Here is a 24892-nt window from a genome sequence, read left to right on the forward strand (position 1 = left end):
TTCGCATCCTTTCCTTTCGTTTATTCCTTTTTGAACAGAGGCTCATCTATACGTAAAGCTGTGGTCATTATGTAGTAATCATGTTGATCTCCTTCTGAATTGTCCTCTTCTAACTCTTGTAGTAGGGAGCGGTATTTCTCGGTGAAGTTTAAGAAAGCTTGTTTACTAACGGATACTTCCTTCTGAAGTGAAAGGCGATCCCACTCTTCTACTTCTTTTGATTCAAGCCGAAAGGATTCTTCTGGAGCGGTTAGCACTCTTGTTTTGGCGCGGTCTAATACTTCTAAATACGATTGCCTTGTAGCTTCTTGAGATTCTGAATAAGTAAGCAAGTGATCAGCAGGAATAAACCCTTTCGCGATCGCTTGATAATACTTCAGGATATTTCCCCCGCGTTCTTCTTTCTTCACTAGCCGAATGATGTTGTGCTTCTCGAGTTCACGTAGGTGATAAAGGATTTTAGCTCTTGAGAGATTCAGTTCCTGTGACAACATGTGTCCTGTATGTGGCTGCTCGACTAAATACATCAGCATTTTCGTCCGCAATGGATCACTAATAGCCTTTAATTGTTCATACGTTTCGATGATTTCTATTGTCTTTTGGTACATGGGTAACCTCCTTTAACCGGTTAAGTTTTGTTAACTGGATTATAAAGGAACTTGTAAAAAAAGTAAAATGAAAATTTACGTAAAGACAGGAGGAACCGTTAAGAGATTAGGGAAGGATTTATATACTAATAGACCAATTCTAAAGAAACTCATGTATGAAATAATTTCCACTTTCAGTTTCATGCCCTCAACCTTTATGATAAACTAGTGAAAATTCACCAAAAGGGAGAGGGCCTAATGAAACCACATCTAAAACTAGTAGAACCATCAATCGAATTGCAATCAGCCTATCAATCTTACTACAACGAATGGGTAGAAAGCGGAGAGAACATGATCCCATTCGTTCTTCAAAAGGACCCAACAGACTTTGAAGCGATGCTTCTGTATTTACAAAATAACTCTAAAGGCATTGGGCAGCCTGAGGGATGGCTCCCTGACTCCACTTTTTGGCTGACGAATGAGGACGACCGAATACTAGGGATCGTAAATATTCGGCACGGGTTAACAGAATTTCTGAAAAAGAGCGGTGGTCACATAGGTTACGGAATTCGCCCATCTGAACGGCGTAAAGGATATGCGACAGCTATACTACAACTCGCGCTTGAGAAAGCGAAAGAGCTTGGTATACAAGAAGCATTGGTTGTATGTGATGCAGAAAACGAAGGATCGATGAAAACGATCTTGAATAATGGGGGCGTACAAGATGCGGATCATATTGAAGAGAATGGAAATGTTGTGAAGCGGTTTTGGATTGGGGTATAAAAGAATGTTATAAAGGAGCCTACATATGAACTTTCGAGAGTTTGGATTGATTCTGTTTACGGAGAGGTATGAAGATTGTATTTCCTTTTATAAAGACCTTCTTCGGTTACCTGTAAGGAATGTAAAAAGTACGCTTGTTTCTTTTAATCTCCCGCACGGCTATTTAATGGTCGAGCAAGGCGGGGTTGGTAGTGATGAAGAAAAGGTAAGGCATCAAAATCCAACCGTGATCCGATTTGATGTGCAAGACTTAGACGAGGAAGTTCATCAGCTAGAGAGTCGTGGAGCCATCTTTAAAGAGAAAAGGCTAGAATTTGAATGGGGAACGATTGCTGTTTTAACAGATCCTGATGGGAATCGGATCGAGCTTGGAGAGTTGAATGATTCTAGTGCTTCTATTCGACCATAGCCTTTATAGGGTAATAGAATAGGGATATGGTAGAAGTTCTCCCTTTCCCATGTAAATCGATTGAAACGATCGTTTACTTCTTTCAAGTGCGTTGGAAAGTAAAAGGTGATGTATTAGAAGTGAAACACCTTTTCTCACGAGTGACCATTCCTCTAAATGATATTATAAAGGTGGAAGAGTCGGAATACTTTGCCGGTCCAGGGGATACCACTGTAATTGGTATACCAGGTCGGATTAATGACCGGATCGTGCTCACCACCACATTGAAAAGTACCTGCTGGCTCTTAATGGGTATGGACAGTTTGTCAGAGATCTAGAGCAGGCGAGTTCTGATATACAATTTAATGTTTACTAAACAAAGGGACATGAGCAAACGAGGCTCATGTCCTTTTATATTAGGAATTAGGAAATTTCACTATTTTTTTGGCCTAGATCATTTATTAGCAGTTGTAATAACAGCAAGCGCCAACAATGATCAACAGGATGAACAACACAACAATTAATACAAACGTGTTGTCGTTACGGCAAGGCATCATGCCGTAAGAAGGTCCCATATAAGCAGGAGCCACATTTGAAGGAGCATTTACATTTGCAGGTGCGTTAACATTACCATACATATTCATTCTTCCTTTCAGACTAGTTATTTGTCACTACAGTATACGCACCTATTCCAATTTCGAGCCCGTCAACCCAAAAAATGGGTACCTGTCACGGTAGGGAGTTATGAGTTCCAGCTTTTTCTGGAGAGGTAGTATAGGTGTTGGATAAGCGAGATGGAGATTTTGTTATGGTGGATCGATAACAGTGGAGCAGTAGGTGATAGGGTTCTATACGTATTCGAATAAGGCATGAAACGATTGACAAGTAATCTGGTAACAGAGCTTGTTAGATAAGCAGATCGATTACTTCCTTCATATCTCTTACTATTTAGAAATTCAATCATCTCATCAGATGTTACGATGTTAATACCGTGTCCAAAAAATTTTCCGTCCCCCATAGCAACGGCATTTTCCCCTCTATAATTTGCGTTTCCACGGTCATAATCAGGATTATTAAAATAAACGACATCACCAGGTAAGAAATCATTCGCATAATACGTGTAAATTCCAAGATCCGGATCTGTATTCCAGCTGTATAGGTAAAGGTTAGGAAATAGGTCATTAAATAAAGATGGACCAATGCTTTTCAAAACAGCATGATAGAAAACGATGACACAAGCAGTTGCACATTCATAGGCATATAGAGAACTGTTGTTGAAAATATCTTGAATGCCTTCAGAAGGAAGGACAGTTGGCTTAATTAAGAAGCCGCCAGCTGGCGTCAAATACCAGTAATCAGGGTTACAAGTAGCCGAGCGAAACCCTCGAAATATCGCTTCTCCTTCACTCATTTCCGCTGCACTTTCTATCGTGTTTTTCCGAACCTTTAGATCAAATAACAATTCATTCATGGAAGAATAAGAGTATAACTCGCTCGAATTCTGCATTCCTTTTATAATTTCATCCTCCAAGGGACCTATGTTTACTAATAGGTTAGATGGATATGAACTTCCTGATACTTGTAGCAAGAAGATTCCCCATTTCGCGCATGTATTTTTATTAATACTATTCGTTAGGTGAGGGAAAGATGTTTTTTCCATGCATTTCAATAAAGACAGGAAAAGATCGTTTTAGTTCAAGATTAGCTGTGTGCAGGTTTACAAATCGATAAAGTTGTTTTATTTTACCTTTAAGTAGGAACTTTTTCCATTTGGATTCGTATATATGGTAAAGGAAATAGAACGAACTTATTATTGGAGTGTTTTTATAGTGATGGACATTGAGGGAGATTTTAAAAAGGTAAAACAATTACATAAGAAACTATTCATTCAAGTTAATCTTGTCTTTCTATTAGTTGCTGTTTTTTTCGTATCTTATATCGTGGGAAAAGATTATTCCTTTTATGTGCTTTTACTTCTATTCAGTGTAATGTTTTGGAGTATAGCAGCGAATTTGATGTACTCTTTAAAGACAGGAAAAACACTTGGACCTAAATTTTTGGTATACATACAAGCTTACGAGAAACAAAGAAAGGGTCTAGAGCAATGGAAGCAGGAGAAAATGACTGAATTTCTAGTTATAACATTCGTGAGTATTGTTTTTACTGTGGGTCTGTTTTTAGTAATGGGTAATGCTATGAGAATTGATTCTGCCACCGATTTGTTACCTTTTTTGGGTGGCTGGTTGGGTGCTAATATAGGTCAAATTATAAGAATATATCGATTATGACAAAGAGATTGCTCTGTAATTACTGGGATTTTTTCTAATAGGAGAAAGGATGTGATTGGGATCGAATGGGATCTAGATAAAGTGAAGCGAATGAAAAAGAAGCTATTACTTCAATCTAATTTAGTTATGTTTCTTGTCTTTCTGATGTTTGTCTTTTTGTTTCTTTATTCAAGTGAAGCAGGATCAGCTTTTGTTCTGTTGCTTTGTTTTTGTCTGCTTTTATGGGGGATCGCGGCCAATTCCCTTTATGCTTTTATGACAGGAAGGCCACTAGGAACAAAAACAGCTCGCTACGTCTTAGCTTTTGACAAAGATCAAAAAGGGGAAAGAAAGTGGATGCGCCAAAAGGGGATTGAAGCAATCGTCGTAACGATCATGAGTATAGGGGTTACGTTGTGTTTATTTCTGTTGGACTTCGACTCTTTAACAAACAACTCTCTCTTCTCACTTCTTCCTTTTTTAGGACCTTGGATTGGATTTAATATCGGCGAGATCTATAGGATTAAGAATTTATAGGGAGTTATGAAACGGGGGAGAAAATGGAGAAAACAGAATGGGATCTAGATAAAGTAAAGCGGTTAAAAGGGAGATTAAACATCCAGCTTAATCTTGTGTATTTGTCCGGGCTTCTTCTATTTATCTTGTATGCTTTGAATTATCCCAACGGTTCTTTCGTTCTTGCTATCGGCTTATGGCTGATGTTTTGTAGTGTTGCAGCCATTTCATGGTATAAACTAAAGACAGGGAAAGCTTTTGGAAATGAAACAGCAAGGTACCTTGACGCTTTTGAACAAGATCGTTTAGGTAAGCATAAGTGGAGGGAGAAGAGAAAATTAGAAGCCATCATATTCACTGTTATTAGCCTGATTTTTGTATTATGCTTGTTCATAATAAATTGGAGTGCATTCGAAATCAACTCATACCATGACATCTTTCCTTTAGCTGGAGCTTGGGTAGGGGTGACAATCGGTCAGTTCATTAATAGTAGATTTATAGAAGGTGACTAAGGGGCAGGTTCACTAAGGTGAAGGGAAATTCATATATAATGGTAACGTACCAAGAAAAAGTAGCGGAAAAAACCAAAAGCAGCCTATCTCTAGGCTGCTTTTTTACATGTAACCCCTTTACGGTAACTGAGGGTTACTATTTTTTGCTTCTTGTAATTTTGGTTTACGATATCCGCCAGCAATGTCGGCTTTCTTAAATTCTTTAGAATAGATGACTTCTTTTGCTGCTGATGTATCGTTTTCTCCTCCGACAGGCTGGTATTGTGATCTCTTATACATGGATCTCATCCTTTCTGTTGGAATTCGTTGTACAGTTATAGGTTTCCCAGTGTGAATGAGTGTAAAACATAAGATTTAATTTTTAGAATAGAGAGGGGAATATTTTCGTTTTACCATGGAAGAAGTAGCAACAGAACGATAAAAATAATAGGGAATACAATGTTTGAAATGATAAGGGTTTGTTTTGGTTTCTTATAAAGGTTCCGAATATATAACGGAATCCCAAATGTAAGCACATCAAATGTTGCCAGACCGAGGTTCTTTTTATTCTTGTGCATTCGATCCGCCCCCTTTATATCAACTTGCAAGACACATTCAATCTCTAGACATGAGTTTATGTACAATGCACCATATTATGTAAGATTAAAAATTCCATATGGAGGTTAGGTATGAAAGTTTCTCTAAGCGTAATAAGTCTATTTATTATTATGTTCATATCAGCGTACAATGTCTTTACAAGAAGTCTTCCTGGTACACAAGTATCAGCTTTCATGGTTATGATTTTTACTCTAACAGGGTTACTCTCTCTTTATATAGGCTATAAGAGGAAGAGGAAAGATCAATAACCTTCCCGAGTACGTCTTTATGCCTATTAATAGAAAAAGATAAGGCTTACATAGTTATCTCATAATAACGTTTAACAACAGGCCTAACCACAATCCTTATAATCAGTAAAGAAAAGATAAGCGTCTGAGCGGCTGTTGTTAATTGTAAGTAAACAGATAAGAGTGCAGCAATTACAATAAAAGCATCCATAATGAAGTTCACAGCCTCGCCTGACTTTGCATTGATGAGTACATTTCGTTCATCGTTTTTCTCAATTTCACTACGTTTCTCCCCACTCGCGGTCGTAGTGTCTCGTTTATTCCTCACGTATACTTCTATCGAAATTCCAGCTAAAGCAATTCCTAATCCTGCAACTCCAAAAGGCAGATCCTTAACTACGCCAAAAATAAATGTTGATAAACCAACTGTAGCTAACGCAATCATAATAATTACATTTCGTACATTACTATTCATTGTCATCATCCTCTTCAAAAGTAAATAAATCCTCAATGGATACATGAAAGATCTTCGCAATCTTATAAGCTAGGAGAACAGAAGGATTGTATCGCCCCTTTTCTAATGAAATGATTGTCCTTGAAGAAACAGAAACTAAATCAGCTAGTTCTTGTTGAGTTATGTTGGCTTCTTTCCTAAGGCTTCTAATATGGTTTTTCAAACAGTATCACCCTACACAATATGAAGTATATTTCGCATGAAGTTTGTTTCATGTGAAGTTAACTTCATAATATAGTAGTTGGTATTTTTAGTCAATCCTTAATTTTTAAAAGGGTCCACGGTGCTTTAATGTTGTTTAAGGAATTACCATTGACTTGAAACGGAACGGATGTCAAATCGTAAAGTGATAAGAAGAGAAGATAATGGCTTTTAGGAACAATCATTAGTTATATAGATAATCCAATTATCTCCCCATGTTATACTAGCAGTACGTAAGCAAATCAAAGCAACGGCGCTCGTGACCTTTAGGTAGATTCATCACCCCTCATAAAATTCTCCTTTTGCTTACAGGTTGTACGTTCTTTAAATCCAATTTAACCAGGAAGGAAAGATCGATGATGACGAAACATAAAATCTATACAATGAGCTTCGCAAGTGTTTATCCTCACTATGTTAAGAAAGCAGAGAAAAAGGGACGCACGAAATCAGAAGTCGATGAAATCATCCGTTGGCTAACTGGATACGATCAGGAAAAATTAGAAGCACAGCTGGAAAAACAAACAGATTTTGAAACGTTCTTTGAGGAAGCACCTGAGCTCAATCCTTCCCGCGCTATGATTAAAGGTGTAGTCTGTGGTGTGCGTGTGGAAGAGATTGAAGATCCAACGATGCAGGAAATTCGCTATTTGGATAAGCTGGTTGATGAGTTAGCGAAGGGGAAGGCGATGGAGAAGATTTTGCGTAATTAGAGTCCGAGTGGTTGGAACATTACCCTAAGAAGAATAGCTTGAGACAATAGTTTTCTTATCGCATTGCAAGATATAAGAAAACATCTCTTCAAGCTGCCAAAATATAAAGTTATAGATTAAATAAAAAGAAGCACAAGAGTAGTCTTGTGCTTCTTCATGCATCTTAATAGTTCCACGGATCATCTGGGCAATCAGTATGGTGCGGTTCACAAGCAGGATAGGCTTCTGCATTAGTTGGAATAGAGAACGACCCAGCTAATAAACCTAAAGCAAAAGCTGACACAATACCAATTTTCTTAGCTTTTTCCATTATGTATAACCTCCATTTCTTTTTTGACTTGTTCCTAGTGTAACTTGAATATTCAGGAAAATAAATTGTGAAAAAACGTTTTCTCCTATTGGTTTAACCGCCGATTTGTTAATTTGTTTTCTCAAGTTTTTAAATTGTTTACAATGGGGCGAAGAGATAAGGATGGGTGTTGGAGGTCTAAAGAGCTAGTGTTATGTAATTTGCGAAAATAAATTTTAGTAGAGTTAGTTAACTCTTATTTTTCGTTCTTGTTTTCGTAAAAATTCCTTTTAAATTATTATAGTAAAGGAACGATCTTGAGATATAGGAATTCGAACGCTTCTTTGTGATAATAGGTGTAGAAGGTGGATTGCATCAGATGAAGCATGGTAACGATAATGACGGTCCTATATAAAACAAAACGTGCATTCACATCGTTAAAGAGAGATCAAATCATAGCGATTTGATCTCTTTTTAGTCCTGAAGAAAATCTTTCTGGTGTACCTGTTCCCCTACTTAGATCACTACTCTATATGTGTAAACATAGCCGAAAGCAACCAAACTTCCCAAAGTGACAATCAACCACGCCGGTGATAAATACATCAACGTAAAACCTATCGTTATAAATATTGTGAAAGGCGCACATATGAAAAGGATACTTTTCTTTGAGGATAAAACCAGATCCTCCTCTAAAGAGTCTATTGCAGCTTTAATCTTGTTTTGAAATAATTGTTAGGAATCGTTGAAGATTTAGTTGGAAAAAACACGTGTATGATGATGAAGGGCGACGTCTATGGAGGGATTGTTTGAGTAAAAATAAGAAACCTATGGTGTATCTTGCTCTTGTAAGTTTTTTCATTATAGGTGTTGTGATGTTAGGTGATCGACTTTCTTCATATAATGAATTATTACATAGAAGCTATATGGATGAAGTAGAAAATACCTTTGAGTCTATTGAACGATATACGGAGCTTTTATCTGAAGCGGCAAAAGGAAGGAAGTCGAAAGAAGATTTAATCGTCGCAAGTTGGAGATTGCAAAGAGTTGAGAGTGATCTATTAGATCAGTACGATCATCTTTTGATGTCAGGGTTATATGAAGATAAATATAATCTTGGACTTGATCATGTATCTAATAAATTAGATGCCATCTCTAAATCGTTAAAAGATGCCTCATCCTATTCTCCGGATGATCTTCCATTTGACCTTAGCAAGGAATTAAAAAGTCAGAGTGCTTATCTGTCTACAATTATGTCAAAGCTCGACTACAAAGACTTGACCATTAATGAAATTAAGAAACTATTTCAAGAAGTTGAAAATGAAATGTCAGAGCCAGCGGATTGGCAATATAACGAAAATCGATAATGCGGGGCAAGGGTGCGGGGCAAGGGGACAGGTACCTTGTCCCCAGTGCGCTTAAATAGACGCTCCATAGACAAGTGTGACAACATGGATGGTCGAAGTCATGAACGGTACACTAAACAAAAAGGTGCTTCTCCTTATAGATGAAAGGAATAGCAACTTAAAGGACCGTGTTGATGGTGCTTGAAAGATATTAACAAAGGGGAGCCTATGTTGAAAAAATGGAAGATTGTATTATTAGGAGTGTTTTTAATCCTAATTACGCTATTAAGTTTATTGCTTTATATATATGAAATTTATTTTCCTCCTTATTCGTATACGTATTCTGAAACGACAGGGAGTTTGACTGTAGAGCATATTTTTAACGAAGAAGAAAAGTTTGTATTAAATAAGCAAGAGAACAGCACACTTAGTTCGAAAGTTATATTGGAGATGGTCATGGGGCGTAATTTTATGGGATTATTGTTTTTGATTAGCATTCTCTTACTTCAAACTCCCCTCCTTCTTTATTCAACCTTACGAAATAGTCGGTATTTCAAAACGGCTATGTATATTTATGGTGGAGTGTTCATAATATTTTTAGGCGCAATGACCATTGAATTTATTGAGAATTATCAGTCCTTTTCTCTTCTTCTCGAGGAGCTTCAAAACATGGAAGTGGATTAGGTGATATTCTAACGTTAGATCATAACCCTTCTGGTGTTTGTTGGATTGATAGAATCACCTGTGTGCTCTCATAGGAATGTCCGCCCCCTCACTTTCATAGACTTAGAGAAGAGGAGGGGGGTGGTCTGAATGCTTGAGTGGAGTGTGGCAATTGGAGCCATTGCGTTTGTTGTTCTCGTCGTTTATTTGGTTTTGACATTACGAAAGGTGATGGCAACACTGTCTGAAACAGAGGAGACGCTGTCTGACGTCCGTAAATCCGTAAACGGGATTACAGAGGAGGCAGAAGAACTGCTAAATGAAGCCAATCAAATCTCGGTGGATGTAAAAGGAAAAATGGAAGCCGTTGATCCTTTAATCGAATCCGCTCACGATGTGGGGGATATGATTCACGAGGTTACAAGCTCAATGAAAAGGACTGCTTTGGACAAGAACGATAGGAAAACCGTGCGGACACAGGAAAGTCAGCCGGTGCAGATTAAATTGAAGTGATGGGGAAGAGGCTGGGGAACCGGTCTCTTTTTTTATGGGCTAGTAATCCATTTCATAGTAGCTTTATTTAGATTGCCCTACACTGTTAGGAAGAGTGTAGGGCTTAATTTTGTTTAGTTCCAAAACGTAAAACTCCTTAGATTGCATGGGCATATTACTCTGTTCTTTTAGTTGCCAACACTATCCTACATTGCCTTCTTAAATCTAAAAATGAAAGTAGAATTTACTACCATAACGATAGAGAGGAGGATGAGTATGCCTTGCTGGAATGATGTTTTAGAAAGATTCAATAAAATATCAATCATTAGAAGAACTGCCCCTCCTAACAGAATAAGACCAAATGTAGATTGGCTAACCTTTCCTAAGATGATTTGACCTCTTTCATCTTTCCCTTCGGAGTTCATGAAAGTAGCCCAGTGCAAACAACTTAAAATCAATGGGATAAACAGAATGTAAGTAATAATGGTTAACATGTTATTCCTCCTCGTATGTAAATATATCTTCAATACTCTTGTTAAATGTACGAGCAATTTTATATGCGAGAATTAAAGAGGGATTGTATTTATTTGCTTCTAAGGATGCTATTGTCTGTCTGCTAACCCCAACTAATATTGCTAATTCACTTTGAGACCAACGTTTTTCTGCTCGTAACAAATATATAGAGTTTGATAAGTGGCCTGAATTTTTCATTTTTATCCTCCTCAACTATAATGTAACATATTTTTGACAAAGAACAACTAATTTTTAACAATTTGACAAAAATATATTACATGGAGAAGTTACAGGTACCTTATCCCTCTTTCTCTCCCTTAAAATGGGTAGGCTAAATTATTGCATTCAAGAAGGACGACTTGGAGTACGATTCTTGATTAAAGGAACAATCTTTCTGTTAGGGTAGGGGAACTGTAGTAGTTAAGAAATCACACAAATAAACGCAGAGTAGATTCCTCTGCGTTAACTAAATTTAGCGATTTGGTTATTGAACGGTAGCTACTGTGTGTTCGAATCTTTCTTTAACGCATTAACGATAAAACATGTACACACGGTTATGACGCTAGCAAGGTAAATAACAGAAAATGCAATAGCTGCATAGTAAGATAACTCTATTTTACCATCTTTGTAACTAGCGAAGGTCCCAAGTACTAGATAACCAATGACAAAAACTAAGGCACCCATCAAAATATTCTTCATAAAAAAACTCCTCATTACTAGTAAAAATCTATAATATCACTTTATAATAGTTAGTAACATATTCTTAGGAACTCCGAATATGTTGAACACTTCGAATTCTTTTCCGGAAAAGAAGTTGTTTCAAAAAAATTAAGTATAAGTTATGACGCATATATGAATGTTTACCAAAATTGAATCCCCCATAAAAGACTGATACTATAAAAGCAAACAAAACCAAGCACTAAAAAGAATGAGGGAAGAAAATGCCAAGAGAGTCAAAGCGGGATAAGATATTAGAAGCGGCTGCGCTGATTGTGAAGGAGCAGGGTAGTGATGCTTTGACGTTGGATGCCGCAGCGAAGAAAGCGGAAGTGAGTAAGGGCGGATTGCTTTATCACTTTTCGACGAAAGAGGCCCTTGTAAAGGGGCTTGTTCAACATATGAATGACCTTTATCGTGAGAACGTCGAGGGGCTTGTTGAGAATGATCCAGAAGAAGCGGGTAAATGGGCGCGTGCATTTATCGAGGTAATGCACGATAAGAGTGAAGAGAACCGTACCATTAGTGCTGGCATGCTAGCCGCACAGGGAATTAACCCTGAGCTCATGAAGCCACTTCAAGATACATACGAAAACTGGCAAGAGCACATGGAGCATGACGGATTGGATGAGGTTGATGCGACGATCACCCGACTTGCCATCGATGGCCTGTGGCTCTCTGAAATCTTTGGATTAGCCCCACTAGACCCTGAGCTTCGCGGAAGAGTCCTCGAGCGTCTGAAGAATCAAACGTATAAGAAATAAATCATAAAAAGTCACCAGCTCTTAAGTGGAGCTGGTGACTTTTTTGCTTATGTGAATATAAACTTTTTTGTTTTTTGTCTTCTCCCTCTAATTTATCTTAGGTTAAGCAAAAACATCATCATATATAGTAGATTGGAGGGGTTCTGCGTCATTTAAGCTGTGGTGCCGTTAATCTATCTAGGTAAGGGTAGGCTAGGGGACTGCGAGACTCCCGCGGGATAAAGAGCTTAGGGGAGACCCCGGAGAGCGCGAAGCGATTGAGGAGGCTCCCCAGCTCCCCGCAGGAAAGCGAGTGGTCCCCAAGCCTGCCAAAGCACTTCTAAACGTAACGGCACCTATCTGAAGCTTTCTCTAAGCATACACTTTCTCTTCCGAACGCTCAGCAAATACACGCTTCGCTTGTTTAACCGCATTAATAACAGAAGGAAAGCCGAGGTAAGGGATGAGCTGAATCATCGCTTCGACAATCTCTTCTTCTGATAATCCTGCATTTAACGCCGTGTTAATATGAAGTTCAAGCTGCGGCAGGCTTCCTTCACCTTGAGTAACGAGGCTTGAAAGTACCGTTAGCGCCCGTTGCTTCTGGTCCAGGTGCCCCCGGTTGTAAATGTCACCGTAGGCGAATTCTACAATATATTTACCGATATCAGGGGCAATGGAATCTAAGTCTTTCATCAAGTCAAAGTGGCTTGTCCCTTTTTCCTGATTTGTATATGAGTTTAGTGCTTCTAACCCTTTTTCATAGCGTGTTGTCATGGTGTAGTCTCCTTTTTATGCAGCTTCGTCTTTGTTCTTCTTGAGTCTCTTTTCTTTATCTTCATTTGCCATCTTAATAAACGACCATCCTAAGATCGGCAGGATGACAAGCAGTGGAAATCCGCCGATAATGCTAATTGTCTGAAGCGTCTTCAGGCCGCCTAAATACATGAAGATCATAGGCAGAACTGAAAGGGCAAGGGCCCAGAATAAACGGTTCCAGCGAAGTGGTTCGCCTTCGACGTGTTTCTGTACAACTGATGCGATCACATAAGAACCGGAGTCGTACGTCGTTGATAAGAAGATAATGGCAAGTACCACAAAGACAATGATCGCAAATGTAGATAACGGCAACTGTGTGAGCGTTCCGATGATCGCAGCTGGTGCTCCCTGGTTGTTTAACGTTTCAATAACCGGATATTGTCCGCTTAACTCAAGATACATGGAGTAGTTTCCTAGAATACCGAAGAACAGCACCGTTCCAAGGCTGCCGAATAGGACTGTTCCAAAGACAACCTGGCGAATGGTGCGTCCTTTTGAAATGCGGGCGATGAATAAGCCGACAAACGGTGCGTATACAATCCACCAAGCCCAGTAGAAGACCGTCCAGCCTTCAGGGAAACCTGTGCGTTCAAATAATCCTAAGTCATTAAATGGTTCCGCCCATGTACTCATGCTGAAGAAGTTGTCCATCATGCGTCCAAGGGATGTAACCGTCGTTTCTGTCATAAACGTTGTCGGTCCAACACTGAAGATAAAGATTAATAGAGCAAATGCTAACCATAAATTAATATCACTTAGTACGCGAATTCCTTTTTGGAGGCCGGAATAAGCGCTTAGTCCAAAGATCAAGGTACACCCGAACAAGATAATCGATTTCGTCATGATGTTGTTTGGAAGTCCAGCTAGGTGATTCAATCCTTCTGAAATAATCGGTGCAGAGAGCGCAAGACCTGTACCGCCGCCACCTAGTAGACCGAACATAAATAGGATGTCAACGAGTCTTCCAAGGAATCCGTCCGTGTGTTTCCCTAATACAGGGCGGCAAGCTTCACTGATTTTGAATACATTGGTTTTACGAACAAAGAACATATAGCCGATCGGCAGGGCAGGTATCGCGAACATCGCCCAGGCAATCGGTCCCCAGTGGAAGAATCCATACGTAGACGCCCACTGAATCGCTTCTTTTGATCCAGGCTCAATACCAAATGGAGGTCCCTGATAGTAATAGGCCCACTCAATTACGCCCCAGTACAGAATTCCTGTACCAATTCCACTTGTGAAGAGCATCGCTGCCCAGGAGCTTGTTTTAAACTCAGGCTTCGTATCCACATCTCCAAGTTTGATATCTCCATATCGACTCACCCCTACAAAGAGTAAGAACATAAGCATCAATAATCCTACCGTTAAGAATAGGAATCCTAAGTTTTGGGTTACAACATCATTAGCCGCTAACACAAGTTTCTTCCCTTGTTTAGGAAAGACCATTAGAGGTACCGATACAAAGATCAGTAAAGATAAGGCACCCCAGAAGGTTTTCCAATCCATTAATCTATTCGTCACAAAAATTCCTCCTCAAATGTCTTCTATTACGTATTCGTTTGTTTGCCACTAAAAACTGTACTATCCAGACGGTTTACCTTTCAAAAAGGAAATCGGATAGAAAATAAAAGTATTTAAGAGAATATACGAGGTGAAGGCATACTCAAGTGAAAATTCAACTGATTTTCGTAAAATTTATATGCACCAGACTGATTGTACAGTTTGTTTTGTATAAAATAAAAATTATAATCTCTCATTAAATGTTGAATTGACGACGTTTTTGGGATGTTTGAGTAGTGTTTTTATTAAAAAACGGTTTGAAACTAAACAGTCCAGATGGTATAGTTTTGACTAGTTGATTACAACAAAACAAAAAACGAATTCAAGAGGAGGAACTTTTGAATGAACAATAAAGTACTATTAACTTCCGCTGTAACAGGGGCGGGAGACACGATAAAGAAAAACCCTAACGTTCCTGTAACTCCAAAGGAAATCGCTGAGTCTGCGATTGAATCAGCAAAAGCCGGGGCGACGGTTGCCCACGTTCACGCTCGCGATCCGAAAACAGGAGGGATCAGCCACGATGTAGACCACTACCGTGAAATTGTTGACCGCATTCGTGAGTCTGAAACAGATGTCATCATTAATATTACGTCAGGTGGCGGGGGAGACTTCATCCCGAGCCTAAAAACGCCAGCTGCTGGTGGTGATGGTACGGATATTCAAACGCCAGCGGAGCGTCATGAACCAGTGGGAGAACTGCTTCCTGAAATGTGTACATTAGATTGTGGTAGCACGAACTTTGGCAACATGATCTACATGAGCCCGACCGATTGGCTACGCGATCAGGCGAAGATGATTCAAGAGAGCGGCGTGAAGCCAGAGCTTGAGTGCTTTGATACGGGCCATATCCGTTTTGCCAATCAGTTAGTGAAAGAAGGACTAATCGACGGCGATCCGATGTATCAATTCTGCTTAGGGATACCTTGGGGGGCTGCAGCGGATGCAGAGACAATGCTTTATATGAAAAATCGCATTCCAGATAACGCGCACTGGTCAGCCTTTGGCATTGGACGTATGCAAATGCCAATCGCTTCTCAAACAGCTCAGCTAGGTGGAAACATTCGCGTGGGATTAGAAGACAATATTTATCTATCAAAAGGTGTACCAGCAACGAACGAACAGCTTGTTGAGAAAGCTGTGAACATGCTTGGTGGACTAGATTTAGAGCCAATGACACCACAAGAAGCACGCCAATATCATAATCTACGAAATCCACATGGAGGGAAGTAATTATGACAAAAATTGCAGTAGTCGGCACAGGAGTTATCGGAAACGGGTGGATTGCACGCATGCTCGCTCAAGGGTATGACGTTGTCGCAACAGACCCAGCAGAAGGTGCAGAAGAGCGCATGCGTCGAGCGGTTGACCATGCCTGGCCTCACGTTAAAGCACTAGGCTTAGCCGAAGGAGCTTCGAAGGACCGCCTAACGTTTGAAGCAGATCTTGCTGAAGCGGTAAAAGATGCGGACTTCATTCAGGAAAACGTACCCGAAATTGAGGAATTGAAGCAAACGGTTCTACAAAATATCGATAAACATGCGAAATCTGATGCCTTAATCGGATCGAGTACCTCTGGGATTATGCCATCAGAATTACAGGCGAACTTAGTGCACCCGGAGCGTGTCGTTGTTGCTCACCCGTTCCATCCGGTTTATATCCTGCCACTTGTTGAAGTTGTGCCAGGGAAGAAGACAACGAATGAATTCGTTGCAAAAGCGAAAGCATTCTATGAAGGCATTAACATGAGCGTACTCATTGTTCGCCATGAAATTGAAGGCCACATTGCAGACCGTTTACTAGAAGCAATCTGGCGCGAGTCTCTTCATATTGTCAATGAAGGCATTGCCACGACAGAAGAAGTGGACAAAGCGTTCACACACGGAGCAGGTCTTCGATACGCGCAGTATGGTCCGTTCTTAACGTTCCACTTAGCAGGAGGCGAAGGCGGCATGCGTCACATGCTGAAGCAGTTCGGCCCAGCGCTTAAGAAACCATGGACGAAGCTTGAAGCACCAGAACTTACAGATGAACTTTATGAAAAAGTTGTCACTGGCTGTGAGGAACAATCAAGCGGCATGACGATGGCAGAGCTTGACCAGAACCGCAACGAATTCTTAATTAAGTTGTACGATCTTGTGCAGGAATACTGGCCACAAGAAACAACAAAAACGCACGTATAAAGGAGAGGTTAAAATGGAGCAATCCTTTTCTTATCAAGGAACCGTTCTCCATGAATGGGTCGACTATAACGGACATATGAATGATGCCGAGTACAATAAAGCGTTCAGTCAAGCGACAGACGCTTTTATTGACCACATCGGTCTTGATGAGCGTACCCGTGAAGTGTACGACTATACGGTCTTTACTCTTGAGACGCATATTTGCTATCTGCAAGAGATGCATGAAGGAGACGCCTTTACGATTAAAGGACAGATTCTTGATGTAGACGCGAAGCGCATTCATTTGTTCTTAACGATGTTTAATGAACAAGGTGAAACAGTTGCTACTTTAGAGGAAATGCTTATGGGCATTGATCGTAAAGAAGGACGAGGTGCAGCTTTCCCTGGTGAAGTAGCAGAAAAGTTAGCCGTCATGTTAGAAACAGATGAACAGCTTGAACGACCGAAGCAGGCTGGGAGAACGATTGGTATTCGAAGGAAATAATGGGATGAGGGGACAGGTACCTTGCCCCCTCATCCCTTCTATATAGATGCTTTTTCATTTATGCATGGAACAACGAAGCATTGATCCACCTCCATATTTTTGGGACAAGGAACCTGTCCCTATCTCTCACAGCAAGTCCTTATGGGGCTTGTCTTTTTTATATAAATAGATAGGCAACGAGGCCTGTTTCCGTAAAGAAAGAAATAGGAAATATGCTTGGTATGAGTTGGTTATAAATGGTAAAATGTTGTAAAGAAACTCTAGTCTATTTCTAGGAGGAAAATATGGTCTGGTTAATTGGGATCTTAAGTCTTCTCGCGTTTGGAGCGGTTATTGATTTCATCGCTAAAAAGAATAGTATCAATGGAGATGAAGAGGATGGAATTAAAAATGGGAGTTTTTCAGAAGATATCTATGCCCACAGTGCAATTCAGCATATGAACCATGGGAATGACTCGGACAGCTCAGTTTAATCATATATTCAAGGGAAGAAGGGACAGGTCCCTTGTCCCATGAAAAGCAAGTTTGGTTTCATTTACAGAAATACATAAAACGGCCATGAGGTCCACACCTCATGGCCGTTTCCTAATTATATTGGTCTATTTAGTATTTTAATGAGCTGTATAGCCACCATCGACTAAAATGCTTGAGCCCACAACAAAGGATGCGTCATCACTCGCCAGGAAGGATACCGTCTTAGCAATTTCAGATGGTTTACCAAGTCGTCCGATTGGATGGAGGCTTGTCAGACGTTCGCGTGCTGCATCATCTGCGTCCTTCATAATCGCTGTGTCAACATATCCAGGACAAACAGAATTAACGCGAATGTTTTTCTTAGCGTATGTAATGGCAAGCGTACGTGTCATGTTCACGACCCCGCCTTTTGCTGCTGGATAAGAAGTCATGTTGGGCTGACCTACATGTCCAAGGGCAGAGGCGTTGTTAATGATCGAACCACCTGATTCTTGAGTGAGCATTTGCTCGATTGCGTATTTGTTCGAAAGGAAAACGCCATTTAAATTCACGTCGATAAGCTTTTTCCATGCATCATATGTTAGCTCATGAGCTGGAGTCACATCACCAATTCCTGCGTTGGCAAAAAGCACATCAAGAGAACCGTATGTATGTACCGCCTGATTGACCACATTCTTAATGTCTTCTTCACTCGTAACATCTGTTTTAACAAAAAATGTCTCATATCCATGATCTCTTAACTCCTGTGCGAATGCTTCCCCGTTTTCATTCACATCAGCAATAACCACTTTCGCCCCTTGCTCGCAAAAGTCTCTAACCGTTGCTTCTCCGATCCCTGTTACCCCACCTGTGACAATAGCTACTTTGTTTTCTAGTTTCATAACTTCTCTCCTCTCTATCTTTCCTATTCCATTTTACGCTTCTTCTGTCGAAAAGTCTCATAATTTGTTTAAATTTGTAATAAAATTCGGGACTTAGGGACAGGTACGTTGTCCCGTTAAATGTGTAGGAGGTGTAATTATAGATTTTTTGGGACAAGGAACCTGTCCCTATGTTCCAAATATCCATTCCCTTTAAAAGGGTCGTATTTGTGTATTTCATGAAAAATTCATAGAATGCTGAATAAATTATGGGTAGGGGGTGGTTTTGTGGAGATTGAAGACATATACGGTAATTTACCGAAATTAGAAACGAAGCGTTTGATATTAAGAAAGATTACGTTAGAAGATGTAGTCGATATGTATCATTATGTTTCTAATGAAGAAGTAACGAAATATGTTACGTGGGAAGCGCATAAGTCCATATCTGATACGAAGGAATTTATTGAATATGCACTTACTCAATACGAGGATAAAGACCTTTCACCGTGGGGGATCGAATATAAAGAAAGCGGCAAATTTATTGGGACGATTGATTTTGTCTCTTGGGAAGTAAACCATAATGTAGCTGAGATCGGCTATGCCCTTTCTCAAGATTATTGGGGGAAAGGTATCACAACAGAAGCTGTAAAAGAAGTGATTACGTTTGGTTTTACCCGTATGGGTTTAGTTCGTATTCAAGCTAGATGCTTAAAAGAGAATAGAGGTTCCGAACGAGTTATGGAAAAAGCGGGGATGTCTTTTGAAGGAATCCTTCGAAAAAGTATGTTGGTAAAGGGAAAACATCAAGATTTGAAAATGTACTCCATATTAAAAGAAGAGTTCACCTCTAAAGAAAGCTAAGGTAGAAAATAAAACATCGTTTATGAGCAGTTTGAACGTTAGGGCTGCTTCTTTATTAGAATGAATTGTAAAACATTTGATTTTATTTCTATATTATAGTAATCTGACGTAATATTTATCTACTTAAGAATAGGGGGGGATAGAATGCGTCAGGAAGTAGCTGTAAAGAAGATTGTCGAGAGCCTTAGGGAAGAAACATGCGTACAGAGTGTGTTCTTAAAAGGATCTATGGGAAGAAATGAGCATGATGAGCATTCAGATATTGATTTATATACCATCGTTGATGAGGAAGAGGAGGCGTCTTTTTTAACGAGAAGAGTGGATCATTTACAGACTTATAAGAACCTATTATTCTATGAAGATATTTTTATCATTGCTCCTCAGATCCTCGGTGTCTATGAAGATGGTCTTCATATTGATTTGTTTACCGTAACGAACAAGACGATACAGGAAAAGGATTATTTCACAGTTCTTTATGATCGAGACGGAGTAATGGAGAAATATGTCCCTACTCAAAACTTAACGTTACCAATTGAAGAAGGTAGAGATAATGCCAATGATGTTATATGGTTTTTGTTTCAGTATGCGAAGGCGAAAGATCGAGGCAATGATATTTGGGCGACAGAGATGTTGCGTCATAGTATGAGATATTTGGGGAATCTGCTTCTTTATCGATATGCGAAGGAACGTTCGATGCTAGGCATAAAGGCGTTACATAATGATTTACCGCAGAAGCAAAAGGATGAAATGCTAGAGATTTACGAGCATATAACTCCATCTTGTCACCAAGTAGCTGGAAAGAAACTCGTACGGTTAATTGATGAAGAGTATGACTGGATCGCATCCCAATTTGAGGTGCTTCCTCAAACGAAGCGACTGTTGGAGTTAGTGAAGGATCGTGGGATAGGGGGACGGGTACCTTGTCCCGGTGTATCTTCAGAATAGTAGGTTGAGATCCTTTTGTTGACTATTATTTATGAATCAATCTGATCTGTTTCCGCACTTTAGGGACAAGGTACCTGTCCCTGTGGATCTGTGGATCTGTGTATAGGTCTGTTTATAAGAGAAGCGCGGATTTTGGGAGCTAGAATCAACAAAACTAGAAATTTTATCTATGTAAGAAGGAACCATTTTTGTAAGTGTTCGTAAATACTAGAAGGATTAATAGGTTTGCTGATCAAGATGCAAAACTTGAACAACAAGTAGCTGTGTCTGACCATTCAGCAATAGGAGGGGTAGGATGTATGAATATCGATTTTTGAACACCGTGTCTACAAGGGCAGCTAGTATTTGTGACGAGGAAGGTAATACATACGGAACAATCCAGAAGTATTATAACAACTTTTGGGAAAGAGCAGGGGACCTTTTATTAAAAGGACGATTTAGCGGGAATTATAAGATTTTTGATGATGAACAGAACGAACGGTTTCGAGCACAAAGGAGTTTGAACATCTTTAAGAGAAGGCAGTACGAAGCACGTTACATGAAAGATCAGAGTGAAGAAACTATCCGATTCGTAGATGAAAAAAACTTTGGGGCTGGAGAAACAACCTCATTTGTTTACAATGATAAGACATTTGAATTAACAAAGGGTGCTTTGGATAAAGCGAGGATTAGTAAAGACGGAGCTGTCATTGCAGAGTGGAATAGTTCATTGAAAGTACCGTTAAAAGCTTATTTCAATATTATAGATTCACAATACGAAGAAGATCGTCTATTATTTTTAGGGATATTTCATACGTATCTGCATGCTGGTTAAGAGAAGGAATAAGGAAAAATTTTAAATAGTTTGAAGTGATCTATGTCGCTTATAATGAAAATCATAAACCAAAAGCAGCCTGGGAACAGGCTGCTTTTCTCACACAGGACTTAGGGACAGGTACCTTGTCCCGCTGTATCTTCAGGATAGTGGGTTGAGATACTTTTATTGGCTATTATTTATGAAACAATCTGATCTGTTTCCGTACTTTTGGGACAAGGTACCTGTCCCTGTGGATCTGCACTAGTTGTAGACAAGATGAAGGAGATTCAAGCAAGTTTCCAATAATAAATAAGCGGCCATGAGACAGAGGTGTCTCATGGCCGCTTTATTTCGGTTTGGTAATACCTCTTTTAACGAATGGGCTTCCGCCTCATCCACTGCGTAGCAATCCATTTCTCGCCTTTCACAACCGGATTTCCGCTGTGAAGGGTCTTGTTGTTTAACTCGTCATCTTGATAAAAATACTCAAAATAAACTGCCATTCCTTTCTTAGGCGTAACCGATAAGCCAAGTTCAGGGAAGAAGGTTTCTCCGCCTTCTTCTACATCATTCAAATATAGGACTAGCGTTGAGATTCGATTGTTATCGGATTGTTTGAAGAAATCGTGATGCGCTTTATATTCTTGTCCAGGTTGGTAGTGTAAGATTTGAAGGCCTTCTGCGTGTTGGATAGGGATATTCATAATAGTAGAGAGTCGTTTTTCAATACGTTCGACGAGCGAATTCTCGTTTTCTTCAAAGAACATGCCACTGCTTGTTCTCATATCATTTGTATCTCTGGATTGTCCGATTTTGGAGCGATTCAAGCGATCATGGCTAAGAGCGATTAGCCCCTCACATTCTTCATCACTTGCCACGTTATCAAGTACAACAACAAGCGGTTCCTCATATCTCGAAAGAATAGGTATAACACGATCTTCAGTCACAATGCGGTTGCCTGTATGCGGGAACATCGTTTGTTCTTTTTCTGTACGAATCGTCATGTAGCATTCCCCTTTTATAAATAATTCTCTATATATGGACTATATCACACAAAAAGGAAAATAAATCATTTATTTTCCATATTAACTGAAATCGCATACATTTATATTGAAATTAAACCTCTTGTCTACAATAAAAAAGAATCCCTGCTCTTTGTTAAGCAGGGATTCTTTGATGTGAAGAATGTTTTATGTTCAGGTATCGATCATTGAAAAACTAAACTATTCCGCTTTAAGAAACGTCCATCGAATGTGATCGGTATCCCTACGCCATCTCGTTCTGCGTGAATGTGCAGGTGAGGTTCTGTCGTGTTTCCTGTATTGCCAACAAGGCCAAGCAGATCACCGGTTTTTACGGTCTGGCCTTCTGTAACTTGCACCGACCCTGGCTTCATATGTGCCAAGAGCACATCTGCATTCTGACAGCGTAGCGTAACGTGGTTTCCTTTTGGGTCTTCATTCTTGTCAGGGCTCTCAAGCGGAGGTATGTCTTCGTATTGATCGACGGCCCCGATGACATCGCCATTACAAGGACTGTAGAGGGAAGCGTTGTATATTTCATAAGCTTCTAATTCGGATGGGGTCAGTCCATTTGCTCGGAGCCCCGCGCCATTTAGTTCGAGAATATCAATCGCATACTGCTGGGGTTCGTGTTCATGATGGTAATTGATGATAGTAGTAGCACCACCTTGCCCTGTCGCATAAACACCATTCTTTAATGGGAAATCCAAATCAATACCCTCGTCAGTCGAAGGAGAGTAGCCCACAAGTCCGCTCACTGTCATAAAGGTGAAGAACGCCATCGCTAGGAAACTGACCAAGTTTGAAAACAGTCCACTTCGTTCTCCTTTTGGCATCTTAAAGGGAAGTGGTTGTAATCTCTTGACTGCTATAAATAAGGCAATTAAGAACAATAGCACCCAAAGGAACCGGATGTAATGTGAATACACGTGCCAGGGGATGACAACAAAGAGATATGCAAAAAAGCTTGTTGTAAGCCCGATTTCAAGCGCCCCGACTAAACGGCTCTTCAAATCTCCTTTCCATAACCTGATAAGTAAAGCAATCGGGAGTATGTAGTATATTGTTGCATATAACCAAATCGACATATAATCCTCCTCTTCATAATCTTTCCAAAATAATTTTTTCCTTTTACTCTACGCATGAGAAAGGCGAACGTTTCATCTTTTCCTTTCTCATTAATCCTTTTTAGTGATTAAGCTGAATAATACGGACTCTGATAGAGGAGAATAATCCGTATCTAAATAAAGGAATTTCTGTGCTTTTGAAAGGAGTCGTTCGCAAGATGCTTCAAAAATTAAATCCCGTATTTAAAATATCAGCTGCTGTTATGATTCTGTTATCCCTTATTGGAGTCTTGGCCCCTGATTGGTTAGAAATGGTTACATCAAATGTGAAATCGTTTATAGCCAATCGTTTAGGGTGGTATTATTTAATTGTCGTGACCTTATTCACAATCGTCGCTTTAGTGTTTTTAATTACACCACTAGGGAAAATCAGACTTGGAAAACAAGATGAGAAACCTGAATTCACAAGGCCTACCTGGGTTGCGATGCTCTTTAGTGCAGGTATGGGAATTGGGCTTGTCTTCTGGGGAACGGCTGAGCCGATCAGTCACTATGCAGTCAATTCACCAACCGGGGAAGTGGGTACAGATCAGGCCATTAAAGATGCCATGAGGTTTACATACTTCCACTGGGGCATTCATGCTTGGGCCATTTATGGAATCGTGGCATTAGTGTTGGCTTATTTTAGTTTTAGAAGGGGAACACCAGGCTTAATTAGCGCAACGTTACAACCGATTATTGGTGAAAAAGCAAATGGAAATACAGGGCGTTTGATCGACATCTTCTCTGTTATCGCGACAGTAATTGGTGTTGCCACTACGCTTGGATTCGGTGCTGTGCAAATTAATGGAGGGCTGTCTTACCTATTTGATATCCCGAGTAACTTCTGGGTGCAACTGATCATTATTGCAATTGTAACGGTATTGTTTATGATTTCAGCATGGTCGGGGCTTGGGAAGGGGATTAAATATTTAAGTAATGCCAACATGATTCTGGCATTTGTCTTGTTTTTGATGGTGTTTATACTCGGACCTACGCTGTTTCAATTAAATTTATTTACGAATTCATTAGGTGCTTATATTCAGAATTTACCCCAAATGAGCTTCCGGATTGCACCACTTGATGAAGAGATTAGAGGGTGGATCAATTCATGGACCATCTTCTACTGGGCGTGGTGGATTGCTTGGTCTCCATTTGTAGGAATCTTTATAGCTCGTGTGTCTAGAGGACGTAGTATTCGCGAATTTGTTTTCTTTGTACTCTTGCTACCTTCTTTAATCGGATTCTTGTGGTTTGCAACGTTCGGTGGGACGGCAATCTTCCTTGAACATAACGGGATTGCCACTATATCAGAGCTTGCAACAGAGAAGTCGTTGTTTGGAGTGTTCGAGAATTATCCGCTAAGTATGGTGGCCTCCATTGTGGCGATTCTGTTGATCAGCACATTCTTTATCACTTCAGCGGATTCTGGAACTTTTGTCTTAGGGCTCATGACAACAGGTGGGAAAGGGGACCCGAGTCAGTTCGTCAAATTAACTTGGGGTGTTCTGCTATCTGTGACGGCTCTTGCGCTTTTATACACAGGCGGACTTCAAGCTTTACAGAACACTATGATTATCGCGGCGTTACCTTTTTCGATTATTATGTTGTTAATGTCGTTTAGTTTTGTGAAGACGGTTTATCAAGAAGGAAAAGAGCTAGGGATTGGGAAAATTGATTCTTCAGCTAAACGGAAGAATGCGAAGCGAGAATAGTTTTA

At 39.9% G+C, this 24892-nt stretch carries 36 protein-coding genes; 20 read left to right on the forward strand and 16 right to left on the reverse strand.

The features are described from left to right. Positions 1-20: 20 nt before the first annotated feature. On the reverse strand, positions 21-608 hold the full coding sequence (locus ACYX4O_RS06715) for an ArsR/SmtB family transcription factor (protein ID WP_476355710.1): 588 nt from the start codon (positions 606-608) through the stop codon (positions 21-23). Positions 609-845: 237 nt separating this feature from the next. Here ACYX4O_RS06715 and ACYX4O_RS06720 point away from each other — a divergent pair, with 237 nt between their 5' ends. Genes ACYX4O_RS06720 through ACYX4O_RS06730 form a run of 3 tightly spaced genes read left to right on the forward strand, consistent with a single transcriptional unit; the run spans position 846 to position 2096 of the window. Next, positions 846-1370 carry a GNAT family N-acetyltransferase gene (locus ACYX4O_RS06720; RefSeq protein ID WP_476355712.1) on the forward strand — a complete coding sequence of 175 codons (525 nt, stop codon included), beginning with the start codon at positions 846-848 and terminating at the stop codon, positions 1368-1370. 25 nt (positions 1371-1395) lie between these two features. Continuing rightward, positions 1396-1779 (forward strand): VOC family protein, encoded by a 384-nt coding sequence (locus tag ACYX4O_RS06725; RefSeq protein WP_476355714.1) that lies wholly within the window; start codon positions 1396-1398, stop codon positions 1777-1779. A gap of 26 nt (positions 1780-1805) precedes the next feature. Then, entirely contained in the window at positions 1806-2096 is a 291-nt protein-coding gene (locus ACYX4O_RS06730; RefSeq protein ID WP_476355716.1) for a SunI/YnzG family protein, read from the forward strand. Between the two features lie 123 nt (positions 2097-2219). Here the strand turns inward: ACYX4O_RS06730 and ACYX4O_RS06735 are convergent, their stop codons facing one another. Continuing rightward, positions 2220-2396 carry a YjcZ family sporulation protein gene (locus ACYX4O_RS06735; RefSeq protein ID WP_305849403.1) on the reverse strand — a complete coding sequence of 59 codons (177 nt, stop codon included), beginning with the start codon at positions 2394-2396 and terminating at the stop codon, positions 2220-2222. Positions 2397-2500: 104 nt separating this feature from the next. Beyond that, complete coding sequence (locus ACYX4O_RS06740; protein WP_476357030.1) at positions 2501-3346, reverse strand: protein-glutamine gamma-glutamyltransferase; 846 nt, start codon at positions 3344-3346, stop codon at positions 2501-2503. A 196-nt stretch (positions 3347-3542) separates the two neighbouring features. Between ACYX4O_RS06740 and ACYX4O_RS06745 the strand changes: the two genes are divergently transcribed. The 3 genes from ACYX4O_RS06745 to ACYX4O_RS06755 are packed head-to-tail and all read left to right on the forward strand — an operon-like array spanning position 3543 to position 5053. After that, positions 3543-4046 carry a hypothetical protein gene (locus tag ACYX4O_RS06745; RefSeq protein ID WP_476355719.1) on the forward strand — a complete coding sequence of 168 codons (504 nt, stop codon included), beginning with the start codon at positions 3543-3545 and terminating at the stop codon, positions 4044-4046. Between the two features lie 51 nt (positions 4047-4097). Next, positions 4098-4562, forward strand: a complete 465-nt coding sequence (locus ACYX4O_RS06750) for a hypothetical protein (protein ID WP_476355721.1) — start codon at positions 4098-4100, stop codon at positions 4560-4562. 23 nt (positions 4563-4585) lie between these two features. Further along, positions 4586-5053 carry a hypothetical protein gene (locus tag ACYX4O_RS06755; RefSeq protein WP_476355723.1) on the forward strand — a complete coding sequence of 156 codons (468 nt, stop codon included), beginning with the start codon at positions 4586-4588 and terminating at the stop codon, positions 5051-5053. A gap of 117 nt (positions 5054-5170) precedes the next feature. Here ACYX4O_RS06755 and ACYX4O_RS06760 read toward each other — a convergent pair whose 3' ends face one another. Both ACYX4O_RS06760 and ACYX4O_RS06765 read right to left on the reverse strand, forming a co-directional pair. Continuing rightward, complete coding sequence (locus ACYX4O_RS06760) at positions 5171-5332, reverse strand: YfhE family protein (RefSeq protein WP_188652667.1); 162 nt, start codon at positions 5330-5332, stop codon at positions 5171-5173. 110 nt (positions 5333-5442) lie between these two features. Further along, the gene (locus ACYX4O_RS06765) at positions 5443-5610 is read right to left on the reverse strand and encodes a hypothetical protein (RefSeq protein ID WP_476355725.1); all 168 of its coding nucleotides are present in this window, start codon (positions 5608-5610) and stop codon (positions 5443-5445) included. Positions 5611-5721: 111 nt separating this feature from the next. On the opposite strand from ACYX4O_RS06765, the gene ACYX4O_RS06770 reads away from it, so the two are divergent. Next, positions 5722-5898, forward strand: coding sequence for a hypothetical protein (locus ACYX4O_RS06770; protein WP_476355727.1), 177 nt, complete (start codon positions 5722-5724; stop codon positions 5896-5898). Between the two features lie 46 nt (positions 5899-5944). Here ACYX4O_RS06770 and ACYX4O_RS06775 read toward each other — a convergent pair whose 3' ends face one another. Beyond that, entirely contained in the window at positions 5945-6352 is a 408-nt protein-coding gene (locus ACYX4O_RS06775) for a hypothetical protein (protein ID WP_476355729.1), read from the reverse strand. After that, positions 6345-6554 (reverse strand): helix-turn-helix transcriptional regulator, encoded by a 210-nt coding sequence (locus ACYX4O_RS06780; RefSeq protein WP_476355731.1) that lies wholly within the window; start codon positions 6552-6554, stop codon positions 6345-6347. Before ACYX4O_RS06780 ends, ACYX4O_RS06775 begins: the two co-directional genes overlap by 8 nt. Before the next feature lie 397 nt (positions 6555-6951). Here ACYX4O_RS06780 and ACYX4O_RS06785 point away from each other — a divergent pair, with 397 nt between their 5' ends. Then, positions 6952-7302 carry a DUF2200 domain-containing protein gene (locus tag ACYX4O_RS06785; RefSeq protein ID WP_476357031.1) on the forward strand — a complete coding sequence of 117 codons (351 nt, stop codon included), beginning with the start codon at positions 6952-6954 and terminating at the stop codon, positions 7300-7302. 163 nt (positions 7303-7465) lie between these two features. Here the strand turns inward: ACYX4O_RS06785 and ACYX4O_RS06790 are convergent, their stop codons facing one another. Further along, positions 7466-7612 carry a hypothetical protein gene (locus ACYX4O_RS06790; protein WP_476355733.1) on the reverse strand — a complete coding sequence of 49 codons (147 nt, stop codon included), beginning with the start codon at positions 7610-7612 and terminating at the stop codon, positions 7466-7468. 785 nt (positions 7613-8397) lie between these two features. On the opposite strand from ACYX4O_RS06790, the gene ACYX4O_RS06795 reads away from it, so the two are divergent. The 3 genes from ACYX4O_RS06795 (at position 8398) to ACYX4O_RS06805 (ending at position 10110) form a co-directional block, all read left to right on the forward strand. Beyond that, positions 8398-8955, forward strand: a complete 558-nt coding sequence (locus ACYX4O_RS06795) for a hypothetical protein (RefSeq protein ID WP_476355735.1) — start codon at positions 8398-8400, stop codon at positions 8953-8955. A gap of 210 nt (positions 8956-9165) precedes the next feature. After that, positions 9166-9618, forward strand: a complete 453-nt coding sequence (locus tag ACYX4O_RS06800; protein ID WP_476355737.1) for a hypothetical protein — start codon at positions 9166-9168, stop codon at positions 9616-9618. A gap of 129 nt (positions 9619-9747) precedes the next feature. Next, on the forward strand, positions 9748-10110 hold the full coding sequence (locus tag ACYX4O_RS06805; RefSeq protein ID WP_476355739.1) for a DUF948 domain-containing protein: 363 nt from the start codon (positions 9748-9750) through the stop codon (positions 10108-10110). A 185-nt stretch (positions 10111-10295) separates the two neighbouring features. Here ACYX4O_RS06805 and ACYX4O_RS06810 read toward each other — a convergent pair whose 3' ends face one another. The 3 genes from ACYX4O_RS06810 to ACYX4O_RS06820 form a co-directional block, all read right to left on the reverse strand. After that, positions 10296-10583 (reverse strand): hypothetical protein, encoded by a 288-nt coding sequence (locus ACYX4O_RS06810; protein WP_476355741.1) that lies wholly within the window; start codon positions 10581-10583, stop codon positions 10296-10298. Between the two features lies 1 nt (position 10584). Next, positions 10585-10800, reverse strand: a complete 216-nt coding sequence (locus ACYX4O_RS06815) for a helix-turn-helix transcriptional regulator (protein ID WP_476355742.1) — start codon at positions 10798-10800, stop codon at positions 10585-10587. A 300-nt stretch (positions 10801-11100) separates the two neighbouring features. After that, positions 11101-11301: a hypothetical protein gene (locus ACYX4O_RS06820; protein ID WP_476355744.1), complete on the reverse strand. Its 201-nt coding sequence runs from the start codon at positions 11299-11301 to the stop codon at positions 11101-11103. Between the two features lie 242 nt (positions 11302-11543). Here ACYX4O_RS06820 and ACYX4O_RS06825 point away from each other — a divergent pair, with 242 nt between their 5' ends. Continuing rightward, positions 11544-12083, forward strand: a complete 540-nt coding sequence (locus tag ACYX4O_RS06825) for a TetR/AcrR family transcriptional regulator (protein WP_476355746.1) — start codon at positions 11544-11546, stop codon at positions 12081-12083. 351 nt (positions 12084-12434) lie between these two features. Here ACYX4O_RS06825 and ACYX4O_RS06830 read toward each other — a convergent pair whose 3' ends face one another. Next, positions 12435-12839, reverse strand: coding sequence for a carboxymuconolactone decarboxylase family protein (locus tag ACYX4O_RS06830; RefSeq protein ID WP_476355748.1), 405 nt, complete (start codon positions 12837-12839; stop codon positions 12435-12437). A gap of 15 nt (positions 12840-12854) precedes the next feature. Further along, on the reverse strand, positions 12855-14402 hold the full coding sequence (locus tag ACYX4O_RS06835) for a BCCT family transporter (protein ID WP_476355750.1): 1548 nt from the start codon (positions 14400-14402) through the stop codon (positions 12855-12857). A 381-nt stretch (positions 14403-14783) separates the two neighbouring features. Here ACYX4O_RS06835 and ACYX4O_RS06840 point away from each other — a divergent pair, with 381 nt between their 5' ends. The 4 genes from ACYX4O_RS06840 (at position 14784) to ACYX4O_RS06855 (ending at position 17581) form a co-directional block, all read left to right on the forward strand. Beyond that, positions 14784-15674, forward strand: a complete 891-nt coding sequence (locus ACYX4O_RS06840; protein ID WP_476355751.1) for a beta-keto acid cleavage family enzyme — start codon at positions 14784-14786, stop codon at positions 15672-15674. Positions 15675-15676: 2 nt separating this feature from the next. Next, a complete protein-coding gene (locus ACYX4O_RS06845) occupies positions 15677-16624 on the forward strand; it encodes a 3-hydroxyacyl-CoA dehydrogenase NAD-binding domain-containing protein (protein ID WP_476355753.1) in 948 nt (315 codons plus the stop codon). A gap of 13 nt (positions 16625-16637) precedes the next feature. After that, positions 16638-17108: a thioesterase family protein gene (locus ACYX4O_RS06850; RefSeq protein WP_476355755.1), complete on the forward strand. Its 471-nt coding sequence runs from the start codon at positions 16638-16640 to the stop codon at positions 17106-17108. A 284-nt stretch (positions 17109-17392) separates the two neighbouring features. Then, positions 17393-17581 (forward strand): hypothetical protein, encoded by a 189-nt coding sequence (locus ACYX4O_RS06855; RefSeq protein WP_476355757.1) that lies wholly within the window; start codon positions 17393-17395, stop codon positions 17579-17581. 138 nt (positions 17582-17719) lie between these two features. Here the strand turns inward: ACYX4O_RS06855 and ACYX4O_RS06860 are convergent, their stop codons facing one another. After that, the gene (locus ACYX4O_RS06860; protein WP_476355759.1) at positions 17720-18463 is read right to left on the reverse strand and encodes an SDR family NAD(P)-dependent oxidoreductase; all 744 of its coding nucleotides are present in this window, start codon (positions 18461-18463) and stop codon (positions 17720-17722) included. Positions 18464-18697: 234 nt separating this feature from the next. On the opposite strand from ACYX4O_RS06860, the gene ACYX4O_RS06865 reads away from it, so the two are divergent. From ACYX4O_RS06865 to ACYX4O_RS06875, 3 genes are all read left to right on the forward strand, one after another. Continuing rightward, complete coding sequence (locus ACYX4O_RS06865) at positions 18698-19303, forward strand: GNAT family N-acetyltransferase (protein ID WP_476355761.1); 606 nt, start codon at positions 18698-18700, stop codon at positions 19301-19303. A gap of 144 nt (positions 19304-19447) precedes the next feature. Further along, complete coding sequence (locus ACYX4O_RS06870) at positions 19448-20248, forward strand: nucleotidyltransferase domain-containing protein (RefSeq protein ID WP_476355763.1); 801 nt, start codon at positions 19448-19450, stop codon at positions 20246-20248. Positions 20249-20543: 295 nt separating this feature from the next. Further along, positions 20544-21062, forward strand: a complete 519-nt coding sequence (locus ACYX4O_RS06875; RefSeq protein ID WP_476355765.1) for a tubby C-terminal domain-like protein — start codon at positions 20544-20546, stop codon at positions 21060-21062. Positions 21063-21415: 353 nt separating this feature from the next. On the opposite strand, the gene ACYX4O_RS06880 is transcribed toward ACYX4O_RS06875, so the two are convergent. Further along, on the reverse strand, positions 21416-22048 hold the full coding sequence (locus ACYX4O_RS06880) for a 2OG-Fe(II) oxygenase (protein ID WP_476355767.1): 633 nt from the start codon (positions 22046-22048) through the stop codon (positions 21416-21418). Between the two features lie 203 nt (positions 22049-22251). Continuing rightward, positions 22252-23154, reverse strand: a complete 903-nt coding sequence (locus ACYX4O_RS06885) for a M23 family metallopeptidase (protein ID WP_476355769.1) — start codon at positions 23152-23154, stop codon at positions 22252-22254. Between the two features lie 197 nt (positions 23155-23351). Here ACYX4O_RS06885 and ACYX4O_RS06890 point away from each other — a divergent pair, with 197 nt between their 5' ends. After that, positions 23352-24887: a glycine betaine uptake BCCT transporter gene (locus ACYX4O_RS06890; protein WP_476355770.1), complete on the forward strand. Its 1536-nt coding sequence runs from the start codon at positions 23352-23354 to the stop codon at positions 24885-24887. The last annotated feature ends 5 nt before the right edge of the window (positions 24888-24892 follow it).

Source organism: Pontibacillus sp. ABV4_188, assembly GCF_056311905.1.